The organism is Rhizobium sp. 10PS4 (genome assembly GCF_032464805.1).
GTDB lineage: Bacteria > Pseudomonadota > Alphaproteobacteria > Rhizobiales > Rhizobiaceae > Rhizobium > Rhizobium laguerreae.
Genome location: NZ_JAWDIW010000001.1, coordinates 40,017 through 57,272, shown reverse-complemented (window position 1 = coordinate 57,272; position 17,256 = coordinate 40,017). Strand labels below are relative to the sequence as shown.

Below are 17,256 nucleotides of genomic sequence, written 5' to 3'. Positions count from 1 at the left end.
AACGACACTCGCCTGGCCACGATCGACAGTTTCCGTGGAGCAGTCCGAAAAGTCCATCGGTCGGAGGCTTTCGACGCTGATTGCTTTATCGCATCGTCGAGAGGTCAGTCGCCTGTCGAGCCGCTGCCTCGTGGTACAGCTTCATCGCGTCCGACGCGGTTCCGCCATGCGTACCCTCCCTCGGAAGCAGGTTTACCGCCAATCGAACCACGGTGTCAGCAAGCCCGTCTTGCGCCGATAGGCTTCATATTCGGATGCCAGCGGTGATAGGGAGAACTTCCTCTCCTCATTGCGGGCTGCAATCACGTAGACAACCGTAAAAAATAAGACCGGCAGGATCGACCATATCGACCAAGATGCCAGCGCCCACCCCGACCAGAAGAGCAGGTAGGACGTGTAAAAAGGGTGCCGCAGGTAGCGATAGGGACCGTCGGTGACAAGACTATCTGGATGATCGAGAGTGAACACGAAGCGCAACCTGGCCTGTCGCGAGGCCGACACCGCCCACCAGAACAAGCCCGCCGACCCGATTTCAAATCCCAGTCCTACTACTTGTACCCATAGCATCTGGGTCCCGGACCAAACCAGGTACAGGAAAAACGCCGTCGTCGCGATGACGCCGATGGTGATCAGCTTTGCTCCGGCTTCCATCTTCGGTGAGTTGAAGTGGCCTCGCAACGACCACGCGTAGGACCCGACGATAGTCAGGCTGGTGATCGAAATAATGAAGTCCAGAAGAAATTGCATCTCGATACCCAGCTTGAAAGGTTGGTTACAATTGCTGCTGCGACAGACCTAACCCGTATAAAACGCCAAGGCAAATGATTGATGTATGATACGTAACCGCATCGAAACGTGTCGTGATTGCACGGCCTGGTTTAGATCTGGTTTACGATGATTATGCACCTGCCGTAGATCTTTTTGTGCAAGATTTTGGCTGCGCTTTAGGGGTCGCAGCTTATGGACGTATTTCACTGTACAATCGACACCAGCCACGGCGCTGTGCGCATCAGTGACACTATCGATGGCGCTGCACCACTACTTATGATACACGGTTCCGGCAGCTCACGGACGGTCTTTTCACGGCAACTACACAGCCATTTGTCCCGGAATTGGCGTCTGATTGCGCTCGATCTTCCGGGGCATGGCGAATCGAGCGACGCTCGAGATCCGCAGTCAACTTACACTGTCACCGGTCTTGCCGACTGCATAGGAGAGGTGGCAGCGCGCCTGGGGCTTCGTCGCTTTCCCGTGCTGGGATGGTCGCTTGGCGGTCACGTCGCGATTGAGATGGCGGGCAGCGGCAACGGCATTTCGGGCCTGATGTTGTGCGGCACGCCACCGGTCCCCAGCGGTCTCCTCGGAATGCTGCGGGGATTCCATCCATCATTTGATATTCTTCTGGCATCAAAAGAGAACTTTACATCGCGTGACGTGGAGCGGTTTCAGTCTCTTTGCTTTGGAGACACGAGCAACCCCTCCTTTCGCGATGCTATAGCGCGTGCAGACGGGAGACTAAGGAGCGTTTTTTCTCGCGCAATGTTGCGGGGGCAGGGGGTGGATCAGCGCCGCACCGTCGAACAGGCTGATATACCCATTGCTTTTGTGAATGGATTTCATGACCCCTTTGTCAAACTCAGCTATTTTTCGGGCCTGAACATCCAGTTGCTCTTCGAAGGCAAAGCGCATGTAATGGAAGGTGCTGGTCACGCGCCCTTCTGGGAAAAGCCGGAGAGCTTCAACTCGATGCTCGACCGGTTCCTGAACACAGTCGCCGCTCATGAAGCCAATATCGATCTGAAAAATCATCACTTTCTTTCGAACAGATCAATGTTCTAAAAGCGATACGCGGAGCTGCGGTCTCCTGTGCTTACAGTTTCCGAAACATGTCGCGGGAGATCGACGAGTGGCTCGAAAGACGACACAGGATCTTTCAAGCCAGGTAATCGGATCGGAATGCGAGGGATGTGGCTCGCCATTTGCCGCGGCCACGAGCTCGTACTGCAAACGACGTGGTTTCCATCGGTCGTAAAACAATATTTGACGTCTAAGTTCATTATGCGACGGTCATGGTCGGGCAACCGCCATTGCCTTTCCCGCAGACCGATCCCGCCCTATCATTCAGAGGCGCCTGCATGAAATCCAGGGAGATGGGAGAGCGATGCAGAAACGTTTAGGCCTGTTAGCGGCAGGAGTCTTTCTCCTCCAGCCATGCTCCTTCGCCAACGCACAGGCACCGAATGCCCTGGAGAGGGCCATCGGAGATGCGCAGCCATGCAGGTCGTTGAAGACCAAGGTATCGAGCTTCGGTATCAGTGTGGAGGTAGGCGTCGACAAGCTCGATTCGGTGAAGATCGAAAACCTGCAATTGTCGGTCAATGGCAACACCGCGGAGGCGAGCGCCCGCGGCACGCTTGCTTGCAAGACCTCGGACGAAGCGCTGGTACAAGGAGGGTTTTCAGCGACCGCTGAGGTTCGGCTGAAGGTCGACCTTACGACCTGCAAGATGACCGAGACCTCCATCGAGATCGTGAAGACCGGTGGCCGGTTCGGCGACATCGTCAAAGGACTTGAGACTGAAATCTCTGGCGCCCTCCGGCGAAGTCTGGAGAGGAACGTGGCCAAGCTTTGCGAGAAGTGATCAGCGGACCGACACCGTTAGACAGGAAGGGGATCGAAGACTGCGTTGCAGAGGTGCCGCCGCCTCAGCGGAGCAACCCATCGCGACAGAACTCTTCCCAGCCGAGAGGTTTCGAACGTGACGCATCGTCGGGGTCGGCATCAAGTTTCGAAGGGGTCTTGGCCTTGGTCTTCAACGAACGCGTCAACTTCGCTTTCAAGGCTGCCCGTCGTCGTTTCTCGGCCGTCGCTTCAGCATCCTCTTCGCGCCAGACTGTCACCATGTCTCGGTCGAGGATGTCCTCCACCACGCGCGGGTCGAATACGTGGAAGGTAATTTTCCTCGCCCGCCCACGCAGCTTCACCGTGCGGGTTCCTGCACTGGGCAAGCGCCCGTCGCTGAGCCAGCGATGTCTCTCGGTAGTAGAGATCGTCAGGATATCCTGGATTTCACGGGGGATCACAGGCAGGCTTTCGATGTCTTCGAGCGCGTTGGAAACGACTGACGAAGCAGCACGGAACGCACTCTTAGCCGTTTCAGCCATCGCCAGTGTCAGAGCACCCGCCTCGATTTCGAGCGACTTTCTCACCGCCAAAGGCAGACGTGCGCGAATCTCCAGCAGAATCCCCTTCGCGCGAACGGATGATCCGAGCGTGGCTGCGGTCGATAGGGGCCACTCCTTGATCAGCTCCGCATCGTCGGTCGTTTTGGGTTTTGCCATGTACGAGTAGATGGGCCTTCCGCCCTGCAGCGTCAACGACTACGTCAGGACGGAGGGCATCATGTGATTACGCCCAGTCGCGGTACTCGGGCATCTGTTTGAGCTCGTCCTTGGTCCAGCTCGTAAAGGCATGAACGTCGCCGTCTTCATCGCGCATGAACCCAATATCCGAGACCGGAACTGCAACAGGGTTCGAGCCGATACCCAGAAAGCCTCCGACGTCGCTGACCGAGAAGCCGCCGGCGCCCGCGCCATGGATATGATCGAACTTGCCGACTTTGTGATCCGGCTCCACAGAATGGTGGGGACGGCAGGGGTAAGTTCTGAAGTCGTCAAGCGTACGTGGTTGGTGTGTTCCATGATCGTTTCCTCCTTTGTGAAGGAGGGGTCAGTCCGTCCGGCGCCGTGATCAGCTGGTTTTCTCGGCGTGCTGATATTGCCATTCACAAAACTGCTCCAAATAACGGTTGGGTAGATCGCGCGCCGTCATCCGTTGACAATCCTCTCTTGCTCAGGTCTACTGGTCCACTTACCGGACCAGTAGACCTGAGCGCGGGGAGGGGGAAAAGCAATGGACGTTCGAGCGATGCTCGAAGACGACGTTGCGGCGCTCGGTGGAGCGCCGAAGAAGTCGATGAAAGACTTCGTCGTCCAGAAGATTGCGACCTTCATTGCCACCGGCATTCTCAAGGTGGGCGATCCGCTGCCAAGCGAACGTGAACTCGCCTCCGCACTCTCGGTCAGCCGCGAGACCGTCCGTGGGGCGATCCTTATCCTTTCCACGCATGGGATTCTCTCGGTTGCGCACGGAACGCGCACGGTAGTGTCATCAGAGGACGTCGGCGAATTGGCCGTCCAGGCCGCGCGGTATCGCGACATTGCGGCCTACAGTCTTGACCATGTTCACGAGGCGCGGCTGCTGATCGAAGCAAAGGTCGTCAGGGCTGCCGCGCTCAAGATGGAGCCTTCAACTCTTGATTATCTCGGCAAGTCGATCGCGGCACAGGAAGCCGCCTGTGACGATCCTGTTCGTTTTTTGATATGTGACCGGGAATTTCACACCGCTATCTACCGTTCCAGCGGTAACGCGGTGCTGGCTGATATGGCCGCCGACCTCTATTCCTATCTTCTGAGCCACCGAAGGCGCGTCGTATCGCAGCCCGGGAGCATCGCCACCAGCATCGCCGATCACCGGATGATCCTCGCCGGTTTGGAGACGCGGGACCCGGACGCCGCCGCCGCGGCCTTCGCAATCCACGAAACCCGTATTTATACGACGACCAAGTTACTCTTCTCGTAGTTCGCAGGGAGGCGAAACACGATGCATATTCTCATTATCGGGGCGGGAGGAATGATCGGCCGGAAGCTTGCTGCCAACTTGGCGCGCAGCGGCTCCCTCGGCGGCCGAACCGTTACGCGCATGACGCTCGTGGATATCGCGCCTCCGCCGATACCCGCCGGTGGCGTTGCGCCGGTGGAAGCGCTGGCTGCCGATATCTCCGAAAGCGGCGCAGCGGAAGCCCTGGCGGCCCGCCGGGCTGACGTGATCTTCCATCTTGCCGCGATCGTTTCCGGCGAAGCCGAGCGCGATTTCGAACTCGGCTACCGAGTCAATCTGGACGGCACGCGATCGCTATTGGAAGCGATCCGCCGGGAAGGAGCCCGCCAAGCCTATGTTCCCCGGTTCGTATTCTCCTCGTCGATCGCGGTCTATGGCTCGCCGTTTCCCGATCCGATTCCCGACGATTACGTGCTGGCACCTCTGACCAGCTACGGAGTCCAGAAGGCGATATCCGAGCTTCTGCTTGCGGACTATTCGCGGCGCGGCTTCATTGACGGCGTGGGAATTCGGTTGCCGACCATCGTGATCCGGCCTGGTGCGCCGAATGCCGCGGCATCGGGCTTCTTTTCCGGAATCCTGCGTGAACCCCTTGCAGGCCAGCGGGCTGTTCTTCCGGTCGAGGAAACGGTCAAGCACTGGCTGGCAAGTCCGCGTTCCGCCATCAAATTCCTGATCCATGCTGCGACGCTCGACACGGCGGCGCTGGGTGTCCGGCGCACGCTTACCATGCCGGGCGTCGCCGCCACCGTTGCCGACCAGATTGCCGCCTTGCGCCGTGCTGCCGGTCCCGAGGCGGCGGAGTTGATCGATCGTCGCCGCGACGAGGTCATTGAAGGGATCGTCGCCGGATGGCCGAAGTCCTTTACGCCCGAACGCGCGACGCAACTGGGTTTTTCCGCCGAAACCACGGTGGACGAGCTGATCGAGGTCTATCTCGCCGAAGACGCTCCGGGTGCGTCCGGATGAGATTGGGCTGGGCTAAAACCGCGCCATAGGAGGAGAGTACCGCCAGGGCACACCCGCATATGCGGGATTGCAACGGCAGAAGGACTTGAGAAGATAAGGCCGCCGGCAAGATATACGAAAATACGAAGACATAGCATGTAGCGCTCGATTTCTGGGAGGAGTGGGTATGGCAGGCGTTCAATTCGCGGATGTGCGGAAATCATTCGGGTCGTTTCCGGTGATCAAAGGCGTGGATATCGACATTGCCGACGGGGAGTTCGTGATCCTGGTCGGCCCGTCGGGTTGTGGAAAGTCCACTCTTCTGCGGATGCTGGCGGGACTTGAGAATATTTCCGGCGGTGAGATCAAGATCGGCGGGCGCGTGGTCAACACGCTGCCGCCCAAGGACCGCGACATCGCGATGGTGTTCCAGAACTATGCGCTCTATCCGCATATGACGGTACAGGAGAACATGGGTTTCTCGCTGATGCTGAACAAGGCGCCGAAGGCGGAAGCCGAGAAGCGGGTGAAATATGCCGCCGGCATCCTCGGTCTCGACAAATTGCTCGACCGTTATCCGCGCCAGCTTTCCGGCGGCCAGCGCCAGCGTGTCGCCATGGGGCGGGCGATCGTCCGCGATCCGGAAGTCTTCCTGTTCGACGAACCGCTCTCCAACCTCGATGCGAAGCTGCGCGTCGCCATGCGCGCCGAAATCAAGGAACTGCACCAGCGGCTGAAAACGACGACGGTCTACGTCACCCACGACCAGATCGAGGCCATGACCATGGCCGACAAGATCGTCGTCATGCATGACGGCGTCGTCGAGCAGATCGGCACGCCGCTCGAGCTTTACGACAAGCCGGCCAATCTCTTCGTTGGCGGGTTCATCGGCTCGCCGGCGATGAACATGATCAAGGGCAGGCTCGACCCCGAGAACCCGACAAGTTTTAAGGCGCCTGATGGCACGGCGCTCCCGGTTTCCAACCCGCCTGCCGACGCCCTGGGCCGCGACCTCGTCTACGGGCTTCGCCCGGAATACATCCTGCTCGATGCCAATGGCCTGCCCGGTGAAATCGTGGTGATCGAGCCGACCGGCTACGAGACGCATCTTATCCTCAGGCTCGGCGGCAGCGACCTCAGCTGCGTCTTCCGCGAACGCGTCAGCGCGCGGCCGGGCGAGACCCTGCGCGTTGCGATCGACGCCGCGCATGTTCATCTCTTCGATGCCGAGAGCGGCCGGAGATTGACCAACTGACGCCGTCCGGCGGCTGCGCGGGGCGGAGGAGCCCCCGTCGCCCGCAAGCCGGCAGCACCCCGTTTTAGGGATTCAAGGACCGTCGTTCACAATGCGGGAGGTGAACGTCGGGGAGTTCGCACCCGCTTTTCTGAAGAGGAGGAATATCATGAGTTTTAAGAGACGTGACTTTCTTGCCGCCTCGGCTGCCGTTGCCGGCGCCGCCGGCCTAGGCATCCGGCCGACCTTCGCGCAGGCCGAACCGACCTATACACCGGAAAGCGGCGCCAGCCTGCGGCTGTTGCGCTGGACACCCTTCGTCAAGGGCGATGAGGAGGCCTGGATTGCAAACACCAAGAAATTCACAGACGCGACCGGCGTAGATGTGCGCATCGACAAGGAAAGCTGGGAAGATATCCGCCCAAAGGCTGCCGTCGCGGCCAATGTCGGTTCCGGCCCGGACCTCATCATGTGCTGGTTCGACGACGCTCACCAGTATCCCGACAAGCTGGTCGACCTGACCGAGCTCGCCAACTATCTCGGCAACAAATATGGCGGCTGGTATGATGGTGTGAAGGGCTATGCGGCGCGCGGCGACACATTCATCGCCATGCCGCTGGCCGCAATCGGCAATGCGGTGGTCTATCGCGACACTCACGTGAAGGCGGCCGGCTTCAGCGAATTCCCGAAAGACACGGCAGGCTTGCTTGAGCTTTGCAAGGCGATGAAAGCCAAGGGCACGCCGGCAGGCTTCCCGCACGGCAAGGCCGTTGGCGACGGCAACAACTACGCCCATTGGCTGCTTTGGAGCCACGGCGGCAAGATGGTCGACGAAGGCGGCAAGGTAACGATCAACAGCCCGGAAACGCTGGCTTCGATCAACTATGCCAAGGAGCTCTATGCGACCTTCATTCCAGGCACGGAAAGCTGGCAGGACGTCAACAACAACCGTGCCTTCCTCGCCGGCCAGGTTTCGCTGATCGCCAACGGCGTCTCGGTTTATTACACAGCCAAGAACGACCCGAAGCTCGCCGAGATCGCCAAGGACATCCGCACGACGAATTTCCCGGTCGGCCCGGTTGGCCAGAGCGTCGAGCTTTTCCAGACGAGCTCACTGCTTCTCTTCAAGCACACCAAATATCCGGAAGCGGCGAAGGCCTACATCAAGTTCATGATGGAAGCCGACCAGATGAATGCCTGGATCCAGGGCTCCAGCGCCTATTGCTGCCAGCCGCTCAAGGCTTTCGCCCAGAACCCGATCTGGACATCCGATCCGATCCACGCGCCTTATGCGCGCGCCTCGGAAAAATTGCGCCCGAACGGCTATGGCGGCCCACTCGGTTATGCCTCGGCAGCGACCATGGCCGACTACGTTCTGGTCGACATGTATGCGGCCGCCGTCACCGGCCAGATGTCGCCCGAAGATGCGATGAAGGAAGCTGAACGCCGGGCAAACCGCTACTATCGCGTCTGAGCCGCGCTTCAAAGCAAGCGGCATGCCGGCTTCGGCATGCCGCTAGCACTCTGCGAGTTCAAAACGTAATCTGGAGATAAGCAATGTCGATGGTGAATCCGGAGGATAGACGCGGGCCGATCTCTTCGCTCCTGCAGAACAACAACGTGCTCGGCTTCCTGTTCATGCTGCCGGCGGCGGTGTTCCTCGTCTGCTTTCTCACCTATCCGCTGGGGCTCGGCGTCTGGCTCGGCTTCACCGATACGAGGATCGGCCGCGACGGCATCTTCATCGGGCTGGAGAACTACCAGTTCCTGATGGACGACGGCGTCTTCTGGCTGTCGGTCTTCAACACCATTCTCTATACCTCCGTTGCCTCGGTGCTGAAATTCGCGCTCGGCCTCTGGCTGGCGATGCTGCTCAATCAGCACCTGCCGTTCAAATCCTTCTTCCGGGCCATCGTGCTGCTTCCCTGGGTCGTGCCGACGGTGCTTTCGGCCCTGGCCTTCTGGTGGATCTACGATTCCCAATTTTCGATCATCTCCTGGTCGCTGATGCAGCTGGGACTGATCAGCGGGCCGATCAACTTTCTCGGGGACCCCATAAATGCGCGCATATCCGTCATCGTCGCCAATGTCTGGCGCGGCATTCCCTTCGTGGCGATCTCGCTGCTTGCGGGGCTGCAGACGATTCCGGCGTCGCTGCAGGAGGCCGCCTCGCTCGATGGCGCCACGAGCTGGCAGCGTTTCCGCTATGTGACGCTGCCGATGTTGACGCCGATCATCGCCGTGGTGATGACTTTCTCGGTGCTCTTCACCTTTACGGATTTCCAGCTCATCTACGTGCTGACCAAGGGTGGACCCGTCAACGCGACGCATCTGATGGCGACGCTATCCTTCCAGCGCGGCATTCCAGGCGGTCAGCTCGGCGAGGGTGCGGCCATCGCGGTCGCCATGGTGCCCTTCCTGCTCGGCGCCATCATGTTCAGCTTCTTCGGGCTGCAACGGCGCAAATGGCAACAGGGCGGCCAGGATTAAGGCCAGGGTTAGAGCCAAATTGGGGTTAGGGAGAGTGACGATGTCGATAAATTCAAACGCCGCCGATCAGGTCGTGACCGACAATGCCGAAGGTATGAGCTATCTGAACCGCCTGCCGCGGCGGATCGTGATGCTCTACCTGCCGATGGCGGTCTTCGTCGTCGTGCTGCTCTTCCCGTTCTACTGGATGGCGATCACCGCGGTGAAGCCGAACGATCAGCTGACCGACTATAACAACTACAGCCCCTTCTGGGTCGTGGGGGCGACGCTCGATCACATCAAATACCTGTTCTTTGAGACATCCTATCCGGGCTGGCTGTGGAACACGATGCTGGTGGCGGTCTGCTCCACCTTCCTCTCGTTGGTGGCGTCAGTCTTCGGCGCCTATGCGATCGAGCGCGTCCGCTTCACCGGCTCGCGTTCGGTCGGCCTCGTCATTTTCCTCGCCTATCTCGTGCCGCCGTCGATCCTCTTCATCCCGCTTGCCTTCATCGTCTTCAAGCTCGGGATCTATGACTCGCGGCTGGCGCTGATCTTCACCTATCCGACCTTCCTCATTCCCTTCTGCACCTGGCTGCTGATGGGCTATTTCCGCTCGATTCCATTCGAGCTGGAGGAAAGCGCGCTGGTGGACGGCGCCAACAGGTGGCAGATTCTCACCAAGATCATTCTGCCGCTCGCAGTACCCGGTCTGATTTCAGCTGGCATTTTCGCCTTCACGCTGTCCTGGAACGAATTCATCTATGCGCTGACTTTCATCCAGTCGTCGGAAAACAAAACCATTCCTGTGGGCGTACTGACCGAACTGGTGCGCGGCGACGTCTTCGAATGGGGGGCACTGATGGCGGGAGCATTGTTCGGCTCGCTTCCGGTGGTCATCCTCTACTCGTTCTTCGTGGACTACTACGTCTCATCGATGACCGGGGCGGTGAAGGAGTGACATTCTACCCCGGACACGCCCTTGCTTCCTGCAGCATGCGACTGCTTGTTATTGCAGGAGGCGTGTCCGCGAAAATGGGATCACGTGCCTTCCCATCATGTATCGAAACCTCGTCTTGCCGAGATCGAATAATTGTAAACTGTCGCGTAGCTCGTCGATACGAGCAGCGGAAATGCGATGGTCTTGAGTATTTCCGGTGTGCCGGTCGCCGCATGGATTGCCACGAGAATGCTGGCTGAGCCGAGACAGGCAATGAGAGGCGGCGCCCAAAATCGTACCGATCCGACGAAGCGCTTGGAAAGCCAGTCAATCACAGATTTCAGGAAAAGCGTCAGGCAGGCGGATATCGTACCCTGCACAAGCCCGGCATAGAGCGGCAATGGCATGGCGTGCGCCCGATTGGCGAAGACCGCCCAGCTGCCCATTACCAAAGAGGCGAAGAGAACATGGACAAGGCCGCTGCGGAGAAGCCGGTGCAGTGCATTCGGCATCACAACGACCACCCGTGGCGGACAAGATGGTGCAACAGGGTCAGAGCCTGTTCTTCATCGCGGCGCGCAAAATGTCGTTGATCCGATCCTGCCAGCCAGGGCCATCTTCCTGGAAATAGGCAAGCACATCACTGTCGATCTTGAGCGAAACAAGCTCCTTTGTATTCGGCAGCGCCGGCCGCTCAACAGCTTGTTTCGGCTTCTTCTTCGCGGGATTGAACAACGCTTCGGCAGCATCCATTGGATTGACAGGTCTGCGGGGCGAGTTTGCCATCGTTATGACTTTCTATTGCCTGTCGGATCGACATATGAGCGGCATACGGGATCTCGGCTGCTTCGTCGACTATTTAGCTCGTTTCATCAGGGCGATCTAGCCGACCTGCTCGACCGCCGGCGTGCGGGAGCCATTGCCGGCAGGTTCTGGATGCCAGACCTGCCGACAATCTGGGCGTCAATCAGCCTTTTTGCGATACAGCAATGTCATGAGTGCGAGGACGCATCCCAAGACTCCGACGGATGCAAAGATGTAGAAGTTCCACTGCGGAGCCAGGCCTGCACCCAGAACCGCACCGCCGATGGCCGGTCCTATCATGCCTCCGATACGGCCGATGCCGAGCGAGAAACCAAGGCCGGTTCCGCGGATCTCGACCGGATAGAGGTTTCCAACGAGAACGTTGGCGAGGATCTGCGTACCGATCGTTCCCGTACCGGCAAGTGCGACGAGACCATAAACCTGGAGGCCCTGATCCACCTGCGTCAGCAACCAGATCGAGCAGGCACCGAGAAGAAACATCCCAGCCACGACTATTTTGACATTTCCGCGGTCGGCAATCCTTGCGCCGATCAGGAGGCCGACGGCCGCTCCGAGATTGAGCGTTACGGAGAAGAGGAGGGCAGAACCGAGGTCATAGCCCATCTTGTTCATGATGGTCGGAAGCCAGTTGACCATGCCGAATGTGAGCAGAAGCGAACAGAAGTGAATGCCCCATGCGTTCAATGTCGGCAGCAGGCGACCTTCGGAAAACAGCGACCGGATGCCCACTTGTCGAAACGCAGCAGGCCTGGCTATAGGATTGGGCAGCCCGTACTGGTTTGCAATCTGGTTCGCTTCGGTCTGGCGGTTCTTCGTTGCCAGCCATTCGGGGGACTCGGGGATGAGACGGATGAAGAAAGGCAGAAGCAGGATCGGTGCACCGCCGATAATCATCAGTGGACGCCATCCGTATTTCTGTATCAGCAGCATTCCGAGGATACCCGAGATGATGCCGCCGGCCAGGTAACCCAGAAGAGCAATCGAATAGGCCATTGCCTTCCGTTTCGGCGGAGAAAACTCGATGATTAGAGCGGTTACCGTCGGAAAAAGAGCTCCAAGGCCCAGGCCGGCGAGAAAACGTGTTCCCTCGAAAGCGAGAAAGTTCGGCGCAAGACCGCTGCCGATCATCATCACGGAAAAGCTCAGCAGACTGCCGATGATGACCTTGCGACGACCTATCCTGTCAGCAAGTGTTCCGGCAACGAGAGCGCCCAGCAGCATACCGAATAGGGTGATGGAGGCAGCCCGTCCGACCATGCCCGGCGTCAGGCCCCAACTGGCTTCACCGAGCAAAGCCGGCGCGACTGCGCCGTAAACGATCAGGTCATAGCCGTCGAACAGGATCAGCAGACCGCAAAGGGCGATGATGATATTCGGGCTGCGAACGCGTTCGTTGATAATAGCGAGATCTTGTATGGCCAATGTTCCCTCCCCATAAATTTGCGTACAGGAAGTACGCTCCTGCCAGCGGCAGGTCCGCGTCGATCCGTGTACAAATCCTCCTGGATCGTTGCCGGCGTGGTTCCTCCCAGCGCCAGACTCACCCGCAAACGGGCTATGTCAAGACAACGATGACACGCTATTAAATACTTGCGAATAAAATATTTGCAACTGCAAACTTTTCAGCTCGCAACTTTTCCCTTTCCGGACATTGCCGGCAGGTTGCTGTGCATGCGGCGCAGCGCCTTCTTCAGTGCTGCGACCTCCTCGTCCGACATGTCCTGAACCGCGGTGCGTTCAAGCTCGACGGCAAGCGGCATGAGCCTTTCGGTCAGCGCCTCGCCCTGCGGGGTCAGCCTTACGATGACGATACGGCCATTATCTTCCGGACGTGTTCTCGACACCAGCTTCCGCTTGGTCAGTGTGCCGACGAGGCGCGACAGCGTCGAAATCTCGACGGAGACGACGTCGGCGAGATCTCCAAGGGTGCTCTCCCGGCGCTCCTTGAGCATGGCCAGAACCCGGTACATCGCCACGCTGAGATTGTCTTCGGCGATTCTCTGCGCGAATACCTCGGCTATCCGCACGCCGGCGCGATTGAGAAGATAAGGAACGGAATCGGTAAGTTTGTACATGTCTCTGTCTGCTGGCGGGATTTCGCTTGCTGAGGGCTCTCTCCGACATGCACCTAAATGACCGGAAAGACAACACGATTGGCTTTCAGCCGTCGAGAAAGGTCGAGTAAGGCCAGCATTTTCCCGCTCAATTTATAAACTTGCATTGACAATAGTTGCAAATGCAATAATCTAGATGCCGAGGAGACACGGGAGGAAATCATGTCTGCCACTGCTGCCCTCGGCATAGCGCCGGACCCCGCACCGATCAGCGATGCGTTTCGATCGACCATGCGCCGTTTCCCGGCGACGGTGACAGTCATTTCTGCTTGTCGCAACGGCGCGGATCATGGAATGACGGCGACCGCCGTCACATCACTTTCGATGGATCCGCCATCTCTCATCATCTGCCTGAACAATCGCACCTACCTGCATGACATGCTGCTTGAGGTGCCGGAATTCGCAGTCAGCATTCTGACCGACAGGCAGGCAGCCGTATCGGAAGGTTTCAGCGGCAAGATCGCGCCTGAGCGTCGGTTCGACGCTGCCGATTGGGTTCGCCATGAGCGCGGCATGATGGTGCTGAACACCGCTCATGCCTCGGTTGTCTGCCGCCGCATGGGCGCAGTTCCCTATGGAACGCACACGATCTTCATCGGGCAGGTGGTGGATACACGCCATTCCGAAAACACGATCGCGCTGATGTACGAAAATTCGAAATATTGCGCGCCGCAGCACGCGCTTCCTGCATCCCAGAACTGAAGGTAGTCCCATGAACAATACAGCCGCCCTGTTTCCCGCCTCGGCGCGGGTCAAGACCGCATGTCTTGCAGATCGCATCGCCCCGGTGCTGGACGAAATCCGTGCCGGCGCGCGCGATACCGAAAAATCCGGCCGTGTGCCGGTCCGCTCTATCGATCTGCTGCGCTCCGCCGGCTATTTCGATGTCGTCAAGCCGGCCCGTTTCGGCGGCGACGAAGGATCCTTTGCCGAGCTTGTCGATGCAAATATCGAGCTATCGTCGGCCTGCGCCTCCACCGGCTGGGTTGCCGGCCTCCTTTCCGCGCATCAATGGCTGCTTGCCATGTTCGATGAAAGGGTTCAGCAGGACGTGTGGGGCAGCAATCCGGATGCGCTGCTCTGCGGTTCCTACGCGCCGGTCCGCATGGCGGAACGCGTCGAGGGTGGTTTCCGGCTATCCGGCGATTGGGCCTTTGCGAGCGGATGCGAAAATGCCCAATGGGCGCTCTGTGCGGCGATCATTCCGCCAAACGGCGAGGGGGAGCGTCCTGTACCGGCGTTTCTTCTGGTTCCCGCCAGCGACTATACCATCGCCGAGACCTGGGACGTTGTCGGCCTCGCAGGCACCGGCTCAAAAAGCCTGATCCTTAAGGATGTCTTCGTTCCCGAATACCGCATATTGAGCTTTCCGGATGCGACCTCCGGCAGAACGCCGGGCGGACGTGGCTACAAGGGTATCGGGCTTTTCAACATTCCGCTCCTCATGGGAGTTCCGTTCTGCCTCGGCAGCGCCGCCGTCGGTGCGGCCAAGGGCGCACTGGATAGCTATATCGACCAGATCGGGACCCGTGTGACACGTGGTGCAGTGGCCGGTGGCAACAACAAGATCGCGGAGTTTCCGACGATCCAGCTTCGCGTGGCGGAAGCCTCCGCATCGGTGGATGCCGCCCGCGAAATCATTCTGCGCGATATTGCCCGGGCGCAGCAACTGGCCCAGGCCCGCGAGGATGGCACCGGCGAGATCACCGAGGAAGATCGGATTCTTGCCCGCCGCAGCCAGTCCTTTGCGGTCAGCCTGGCCCTTCGGGCGGTCGAAGCACTCAATGCATCGACAGGCGGCCTCGGCCTCCAGATGTCCAACCCCGTCCAGCGGGCGTGGCGCGATGCAAATGCCGTCGGGCGCCACATTTCCATGAACTGGGATGCCGTCGGCACCATGGCCGGCCAGCAACTGCTCGGTCTTCCGCCCAAGGGACAATTCTGATCCGCCATCCTCAGCATTTCGATTCAAGACAGGAAAGAGAACATATCGTGCAAGGCAAGATCGCGCTTGAAGAACATTTCGCCATTCCCGAGACGCTGCAGGATTCTGCCGGATTCGTGCCGGGCGACTACTGGACGGAACTATCCGCCCGTCTCCTAGATATCCAGGAAAAGCGTTTGCGGCTGATGGATGCCCACGGCATCGAGAAGATGATCCTGTCGCTGAACGCTCCGGCCGTGCAGGCGATCCCGGACAAGGCAAAGGCGCTGGAGATTTCCCGACGCGCCAACGACTTCCTGGCGGAGCAATGCGTCAAGAACCCGAACCGTTTTCTGGGATTTGCAGCATTGCCCCTGCAGGATCCGGATGCCGCAGCGCAGGAATTGCAGCGCTGCGTGACGACGCTGGGTTTTGTCGGCGCGCTAGTCAATGGCTTCTCGCAGGAAGGCGACGGAACGACGCCGCTCTACTACGACCTGCCGCAATACCGCCCGTTCTGGGCCGAAGTCGAAAAGCTCAACGTTCCTTTCTATCTGCATCCGCGCAACCCGCTGCCGCAGGATAGCCGGATCTATGCCGGCCATTCCTGGCTGATGGGGCCGACCTGGGCGTTCGCGCAGGAGACCGCTGTTCATGCGCTGCGCCTGATGGGGTCCGGCCTGTTTGATGAACATCCGGCCTTGCGGATCATCGTTGGCCACATGGGCGAGGGACTGCCATACATGATGTGGCGCATCGACAACCGGAATGCGTGGGTCAAGGTGGAAAAGAGCTATCCGGCCAAACGCCCGATTGCTGATTATTTCAACGAAAATTTCTACATCACGACGTCGGGGAACTTCCGCACCCAATCGCTTATCGATGCTATGCTGGAAATCGGCGCGGACCGAATTCTGTTCTCGACAGATTGGCCATTCGAGAACGTCGACCATGCTGCAAACTGGTTCGACAGCACGACCATCTCCGAAGCCGACCGTCTGAAGATCGGTCGCACCAACGCGGTTTCACTCTTCAAACTCGATCGATAGCATGGTTGTACCTTTCAGATACACGGCCAGCGCGGCCCAGGTGATATTCGGGAGCGGCTCGTTGAACCGTCTCGCCGAGGCGATTGCAGGGCAGGGCGGCAAACGCGCCCTGATCCTTTCGACCCCGCACCAGAAAGCGGAGGCTGAACGGATCGCCGCTTCCCTCGGCCCGCTTGCGGCTGGACTATTCCACGATGCGACGATGCATACGCCGGTCGATGTGACCGAGCGCGCGATGGCGGCCTATAACGCAGCCGGTGCCGATTGCGTCGTCGCGATCGGCGGCGGATCGACGATCGGTCTCGGCAAGGCAATCGCCTATCGCAACGACGCGCTGCAAATCGTGGTGGCGACGACCTATGCGGGGTCGGAGGTAACACCAATCCTCGGTCAGACAGAGAACGGGCAGAAGACGACGGTCCGCGGGGCCGGCATCCTGCCTGAAGTGGTGATCTACGATCCTGAATTGACACTGGGATTGCCGGTCAACATCAGCGTCAGCAGCGGGCTCAATGCGATGGCGCATGCGGTCGAAGGTCTCTACGCGCAGGATCGCAACCCCATTTCGTCGATGATGGCGGTCGAGGGCTTGCGCGCGCTGAAGCAGGCTTTGCCTCAAATCGTCAATGCACCTGGGGACATCGAGCCGCGAAGCGAAGCGCTTTACGGTTCCTGGCTGTGCGGCACGGTGCTCGGAGCGGTTGGCATGGCCCTGCATCACAAGCTTTGCCATACGCTGGGCGGTAGCTTCGACCTGCCGCATGCCGAAACCCATGCGGTCATTCTTCCCCATTCTTCTGCCTACAATGCCGCAGCCGCGACGGATGCGCTAAAGCCCGCTGCCGATCTTTTTGGCGGCTCGCTGGGCGGCGGTCTTTATGATTTTGCCGCTTCGATCGGCGCGCCCATGGCGCTGCGGGATCTGGGTATGAAGGAAGCCGATCTGGATCATGCGGCGGAACTCGCCGCCCGGAATCCCTACTGGAACCCGCGCCCGATCGAACGGAAAGCGATCCGGGCTTTGTTGCAGAGCGCCTGGGAGGGCGCGCGGCCGCGTTAATGCTTTAGGAGGA

18 protein-coding genes and 1 pseudogene are annotated in these 17,256 nt (G+C 59.3%); 12 read left to right on the top strand and 7 right to left on the bottom strand.

All coding sequences use genetic code 11. From position 1 onward, the window contains the following. Positions 1 to 192 precede the first annotated feature (192 nt). Complete coding sequence (locus RWJ89_RS00290) at positions 193 to 747, bottom strand: methyltransferase family protein (protein ID WP_168281492.1); 555 nt, start codon at positions 745 to 747, stop codon at positions 193 to 195. A gap of 213 nt (positions 748 to 960) precedes the next feature. Between RWJ89_RS00290 and RWJ89_RS00285 the strand changes: the two genes are divergently transcribed. Together RWJ89_RS00285 and RWJ89_RS00280 are read left to right on the top strand one after the other, a co-directional pair. Further along, complete coding sequence (locus RWJ89_RS00285; RefSeq protein ID WP_168281493.1) at positions 961 to 1,839, top strand: alpha/beta fold hydrolase; 879 nt, start codon at positions 961 to 963, stop codon at positions 1,837 to 1,839. A gap of 322 nt (positions 1,840 to 2,161) precedes the next feature. Continuing rightward, the gene (locus RWJ89_RS00280; RefSeq protein WP_077980690.1) at positions 2,162 to 2,641 is read left to right on the top strand and encodes a hypothetical protein; all 480 of its coding nucleotides are present in this window, start codon (positions 2,162 to 2,164) and stop codon (positions 2,639 to 2,641) included. Between the two features lie 64 nt (positions 2,642 to 2,705). On the opposite strand, the gene RWJ89_RS00275 is transcribed toward RWJ89_RS00280, so the two are convergent. Continuing rightward, positions 2,706 to 3,341, bottom strand: a complete 636-nt coding sequence (locus tag RWJ89_RS00275; protein WP_131641144.1) for a hypothetical protein — start codon at positions 3,339 to 3,341, stop codon at positions 2,706 to 2,708. A 67-nt stretch (positions 3,342 to 3,408) separates the two neighbouring features. Further along, a pseudogene (locus RWJ89_RS00270) lies at positions 3,409 to 3,701 on the bottom strand (PRC-barrel domain containing protein). 211 nt (positions 3,702 to 3,912) lie between these two features. On the opposite strand from RWJ89_RS00270, the gene RWJ89_RS00265 reads away from it, so the two are divergent. The 6 genes from RWJ89_RS00265 to RWJ89_RS00240 all read left to right on the top strand — a co-directional run bounded on the left by RWJ89_RS00265 (position 3,913) and on the right by RWJ89_RS00240 (position 10,292). Next, positions 3,913 to 4,641, top strand: a complete 729-nt coding sequence (locus tag RWJ89_RS00265; protein ID WP_131663488.1) for a FadR/GntR family transcriptional regulator — start codon at positions 3,913 to 3,915, stop codon at positions 4,639 to 4,641. A gap of 21 nt (positions 4,642 to 4,662) precedes the next feature. Further along, entirely contained in the window at positions 4,663 to 5,649 is a 987-nt protein-coding gene (denD, locus tag RWJ89_RS00260; protein ID WP_316030393.1) for a D-erythronate dehydrogenase, read from the top strand. 166 nt (positions 5,650 to 5,815) lie between these two features. Next, positions 5,816 to 6,883: an ABC transporter ATP-binding protein gene (locus tag RWJ89_RS00255; protein ID WP_131663490.1), complete on the top strand. Its 1,068-nt coding sequence runs from the start codon at positions 5,816 to 5,818 to the stop codon at positions 6,881 to 6,883. Between the two features lie 148 nt (positions 6,884 to 7,031). Next, entirely contained in the window at positions 7,032 to 8,336 is a 1,305-nt protein-coding gene (locus RWJ89_RS00250) for an ABC transporter substrate-binding protein (RefSeq protein WP_077980695.1), read from the top strand. Between the two features lie 83 nt (positions 8,337 to 8,419). Beyond that, positions 8,420 to 9,352 (top strand): carbohydrate ABC transporter permease, encoded by a 933-nt coding sequence (locus RWJ89_RS00245; protein ID WP_017956497.1) that lies wholly within the window; start codon positions 8,420 to 8,422, stop codon positions 9,350 to 9,352. Between the two features lie 40 nt (positions 9,353 to 9,392). Further along, complete coding sequence (locus tag RWJ89_RS00240) at positions 9,393 to 10,292, top strand: carbohydrate ABC transporter permease (RefSeq protein ID WP_077980696.1); 900 nt, start codon at positions 9,393 to 9,395, stop codon at positions 10,290 to 10,292. A 95-nt stretch (positions 10,293 to 10,387) separates the two neighbouring features. Here RWJ89_RS00240 and RWJ89_RS00235 read toward each other — a convergent pair whose 3' ends face one another. The 4 genes from RWJ89_RS00235 to RWJ89_RS00220 all read right to left on the bottom strand — a co-directional run bounded on the left by RWJ89_RS00235 (position 10,388) and on the right by RWJ89_RS00220 (position 13,171). Beyond that, entirely contained in the window at positions 10,388 to 10,783 is a 396-nt protein-coding gene (locus tag RWJ89_RS00235) for a hypothetical protein (RefSeq protein WP_131661231.1), read from the bottom strand. A 40-nt stretch (positions 10,784 to 10,823) separates the two neighbouring features. After that, positions 10,824 to 11,057 carry a BrnA antitoxin family protein gene (locus RWJ89_RS00230; RefSeq protein WP_077980698.1) on the bottom strand — a complete coding sequence of 78 codons (234 nt, stop codon included), beginning with the start codon at positions 11,055 to 11,057 and terminating at the stop codon, positions 10,824 to 10,826. A gap of 177 nt (positions 11,058 to 11,234) precedes the next feature. Beyond that, a complete protein-coding gene (locus tag RWJ89_RS00225; RefSeq protein WP_131620689.1) occupies positions 11,235 to 12,518 on the bottom strand; it encodes an MFS transporter in 1,284 nt (427 codons plus the stop codon). Between the two features lie 200 nt (positions 12,519 to 12,718). Beyond that, positions 12,719 to 13,171 carry a MarR family winged helix-turn-helix transcriptional regulator gene (locus RWJ89_RS00220; RefSeq protein ID WP_077980700.1) on the bottom strand — a complete coding sequence of 151 codons (453 nt, stop codon included), beginning with the start codon at positions 13,169 to 13,171 and terminating at the stop codon, positions 12,719 to 12,721. A 201-nt stretch (positions 13,172 to 13,372) separates the two neighbouring features. On the opposite strand from RWJ89_RS00220, the gene RWJ89_RS00215 reads away from it, so the two are divergent. From RWJ89_RS00215 to RWJ89_RS00200, 4 genes are read left to right on the top strand one after another with little or no spacing between them, the layout of a single operon-like run. Further along, positions 13,373 to 13,912, top strand: coding sequence for a flavin reductase family protein (locus RWJ89_RS00215; RefSeq protein WP_077980701.1), 540 nt, complete (start codon positions 13,373 to 13,375; stop codon positions 13,910 to 13,912). A gap of 10 nt (positions 13,913 to 13,922) precedes the next feature. Next, the gene (locus tag RWJ89_RS00210) at positions 13,923 to 15,155 is read left to right on the top strand and encodes a flavin-dependent monooxygenase (RefSeq protein WP_131663492.1); all 1,233 of its coding nucleotides are present in this window, start codon (positions 13,923 to 13,925) and stop codon (positions 15,153 to 15,155) included. A 47-nt stretch (positions 15,156 to 15,202) separates the two neighbouring features. Next, a complete protein-coding gene (tsdA, locus tag RWJ89_RS00205) occupies positions 15,203 to 16,183 on the top strand; it encodes a gamma-resorcylate decarboxylase (RefSeq protein ID WP_077980703.1) in 981 nt (326 codons plus the stop codon). A gap of 1 nt (position 16,184) precedes the next feature. Beyond that, positions 16,185 to 17,243 (top strand): maleylacetate reductase, encoded by a 1,059-nt coding sequence (locus RWJ89_RS00200; protein WP_077980704.1) that lies wholly within the window; start codon positions 16,185 to 16,187, stop codon positions 17,241 to 17,243. Positions 17,244 to 17,256: the final 13 nt, after the last annotated feature.